Source organism: Bacteroides sp. RTP31139st1_H2_RTP31139_211217 (assembly GCF_040227615.1).
Classification (GTDB): Bacteria; Bacteroidota; Bacteroidia; order Bacteroidales; family Bacteroidaceae; genus Bacteroides; species Bacteroides uniformis.
Window position 1 is genome coordinate 1 of sequence record NZ_JBCNZM010000084.1, and the last position, 3481, is coordinate 3481.

General features: G+C 44.4%; 3 protein-coding genes. All 3 read right to left on the reverse strand.

Annotated features, from left to right (window positions below):
* Window positions 1–580 (reverse strand): aminotransferase class I/II-fold pyridoxal phosphate-dependent enzyme (locus ABUA47_RS14300; RefSeq protein WP_349831710.1); only part of this gene is annotated, 580 nt, incomplete at its 3' end.
* 81 nt (window positions 581–661) lie between these two features.
* The gene (locus ABUA47_RS14305; RefSeq protein WP_005824728.1) at window positions 662–1876 is read right to left on the reverse strand and encodes a bifunctional 3,4-dihydroxy-2-butanone-4-phosphate synthase/GTP cyclohydrolase II; all 1215 of its coding nucleotides are present in this window, start codon (window positions 1874–1876) and stop codon (window positions 662–664) included.
* Between the two features lie 14 nt (window positions 1877–1890).
* Window positions 1891–3481: LptF/LptG family permease (locus ABUA47_RS14310; RefSeq protein WP_349831712.1), on the reverse strand; the 1591-nt coding region annotated here is incomplete at its 5' end.

A 3481-nucleotide genomic window follows, 5' to 3' on the forward strand; every position in this document is an offset into this window, starting at 1 on the left:
CCAATACTGCGGCCAGGCCTGCCAACTCCTCCTTGCTGTACACCGAACCCGTAGGGTTAGAGGGAGAGCAAAGAATCAGCGCCTTTGTCTTCGGGGTGATGGCAGCCTCCAGCTGTGCAGGTGTTATCTTAAAGTCCTGGTCGATACCGGCAGGTACGATAACCGGCGTACCCTCAGCCAACTTTACCATTTCCGGATAACTGACCCAATAGGGAGCAGGTACAATTACTTCGTCACCCGGATTTACCAATACCAGGATTGCATTGCAAACCGACTGCTTGGCACCATTGGCGCAAGAAATTTGTGCGGCGGTATATTCCAGACCGTTTTCCTTCTTCAACTTCTCTACAATTGCATTACGTAAGGCAGGATAACCCGGCACTGGAGAATAGCGAGAAAAGTTATCGTCTATCGCCTTTTTCGCAGCCTCTTTAATGTGGTCGGGAGTATTGAAGTCCGGTTCTCCCACACTCAGGTTAATTACGTCTACGCCTTGAGCCTTCAGCTCTGCGCTCTTTTGAGACATAGCCAGTGTCGCAGAAGGCGACAAACTGTTTAAACGATCTGATAATTGGTTCATTTTGTTACTATTTAATGATTGTTACGCAAATCCGGTTGCAAAATAAGCGATTTTCTTTGATATAAGAAAACAAAAAGACAGTTACTTATTGAAATGAAGTGTATGTCCCATACGTTCTTTCTTGGTACGGAGATAACGCTCGTTGTATGGATTCGGAGTAGTCTCAATAGCTACGTTCTCCGTTATTTCCAAACCGTAAGCCTCCAAGCCCACACGTTTCACGGGATTATTGGTCATCAGCCGCATTTTGTGCACTCCTATCTCACGAAGAATCTGGGCACCCACACCATAATCACGCTCGTCTGCCAGATGTCCCAGGCAAATATTAGCATCCACAGTATCCATGCCTTCTTCCTGCAATTTATATGCTTTCATTTTTTCCATCAGGCCAATGCCGCGACCTTCCTGATTCAGATATACAACTACCCCCTTACCGGCTTTCTCTATCATCTCCATTGCCTTATGCAGCTGCTCGCCACAATCACAGCGTTTGGAATTGAATATATCACCAGTGGCACAAGAAGAATGTACACGCACCAGAATCGGTTCATCCAATTCCCAAGTACCCTTGAACAAAGCTACATGTTCCAAACCGTTCGACTTCTGGCGGAAAGGAATCAAACGGAAATGACCGTGGTCTGTAGGCATATCCACTTCCACTCCTTTTTCTACAATAGACTCCTGCTTCAAACGGTAGGCAATCAAGTCACGGATAGAAATCAATTTCAAGCCAAATTCATCTGCCATTCTGCGCAATTCGGGCAAACGGGCCATTGTACCATCCTCATTCATTATTTCCATAAGGGCTCCCGCCGGATAAAGTCCAGCCAAACGTGCCATATCAATAGTAGCCTCCGTATGTCCGGCACGGCGCAACACACCTTTCTCCTGAGCATACAATGGATTAATGTGGCCAGGACGCCCGAAAGTGGCCGGAGTAGAAGCCGGATCGGCCAACGCCTGGATAGTAGCAGCGCGGTCTGCCGCAGAAACCCCGGTACTACAGCCTTCCAATTTATCAATAGTAACAGTGAAGGGAGTACCCAATACAGAAGTATTATCCGATACCTGATGCGGCAAATCCAGTTCCTTGCAACGCGAAACTGTAATTGGAGCACAAAGCACACCACGGGCATGCTTCAACATAAAGTTTACTTTCTCCGGTGTAATCTTTTCAGCTGCAATTATCAAATCACCCTCATTCTCACGGTCCTCATCATCCACAACAATCACAAAGTTACCGGCTTTGAAGTCTTCAATGGCCTCTTCTATCGTATTCAACTTTACATTTTCCATAATCTATTTTGTTTTTATTTATTCTGATCCCTTTCTATAATTCCAATCACATCTTCATTTGTCTTGATAATCCGCTCCATATCCTTATTCAGACGGATACGGAATGCCCAGATACGGAAATAAAAGAACAAGCCTATCGGGAAAACAATACCGCAGAGCAAGTTTAACCAATAATTGCGGAACGGACGGACATGCGCATGGATGGGGATGACCGGATAGGTGTTCAGCGCTGTCAACAAAGTAACGGATCTTGTATTCGACATCTCATCTATCAGACTTTCCAAACGTTCGTTAATATCTTCCACTGCCTCATCCTGGCTATCAGTCATCCACAATTTAAAGTAATTGGGAGCACGTTTCAACCCCTTTCTATCAGCATATTCACGACAGTCTACGGACAAAGCCTTCAGCTCTTCCGGAATACGTGTATAATCAGGATCATGGATGATTACTTCCTTACGGAACAGATGGCGTACACTGCGAATACCCACAACCTTCTTGAACCAATTTATATAAGCATCAGCATTCAATACCACTGAATCATTGTTGGATTTATATGTCAAGAACGCACCCAATGGAGCCAAGACAGCAGTACTGGTCCACATACCCATCCAGACAACCCACTGTCCGTCACGGGCCATCTTATACCCCGTATTGTTGATGATGTAATAGATAATAAAAATCAATACAGAAACCACCACCGGCATTCCCAAGCCTCCTTTACGGATAATTCCTCCGAGTGGCGCACCAATAAAGAAGAAGATGAGACATGCCAGAGAAAGAGTCAGTTTCTCATGCCAGGAAGTCATGTGCCGTCGAAGGCTGCTTTCAGTCTGCGATATATTAAAGCTCTTAAAACTCCAGTCACTCCCCGCACTCTCTGCACGGTTGACGGCCGTGGATATAACCTTCTGTTTCTGCATCAGTGTAGCCACATTGTAGAGGCTGTCTACATTGTACTCACCTAAATAGGCCTTTTCAATCTTCAATGTATCCTCTTTAGACAAGCTGGCTGTCACCTTATAAGTTCCTGCCATAGCTTCTTTATAATAACCACGTCCCACACTGTCATTCTGCAATTTCATGGAATCAATATCCGCCTGCAGCATTCTCATATCCTTACTGTTGGACTGATTACTCATGATACCTGCATCCACCATATTAAAATCCGAATTGAACTCAATGATTGCATGCTTTTCGCGGAATGTCTCACGCCGGTAAGGCACATTCCTTTGGTTCATGTTCTGCGATTTCAAATTCTCAAACTGCTCACCACTGTATAAATGCAAATATAAATGCTGTTTGTCAGCCGTCATCTCCAGACGTCCCGAATCAGACTTGATAATTTGAGCATTCTCAAAACCTTTCTCAAAATTATATATCAGTACGTCATACAGCATACCAGTTTTGCGGTTCTTATGCTTCACATACAGATTATAACCATCTATTTCATCGTAGAACACACCTTCAGGAATATCCACTTCGGGAGATTTCTGCTTCATGGAAATAAGCAAAGTCCATAATTTTGTTTGGGCTTTTGGTCCTATGACATTTTGGAAATAGAAAGAGACACAACAGATGAAACAAATAAAGATAATCAGGGGC

What these genes read in the sequence shown, in the direction of transcription:
- ABUA47_RS14305 (WP_005824728.1), bottom strand. Translation starts at nt 1,876, where the DNA reads ATGGAAAATGTAAAGTTGAATACGATAGAAGAGGCCATTGAAGACTTC.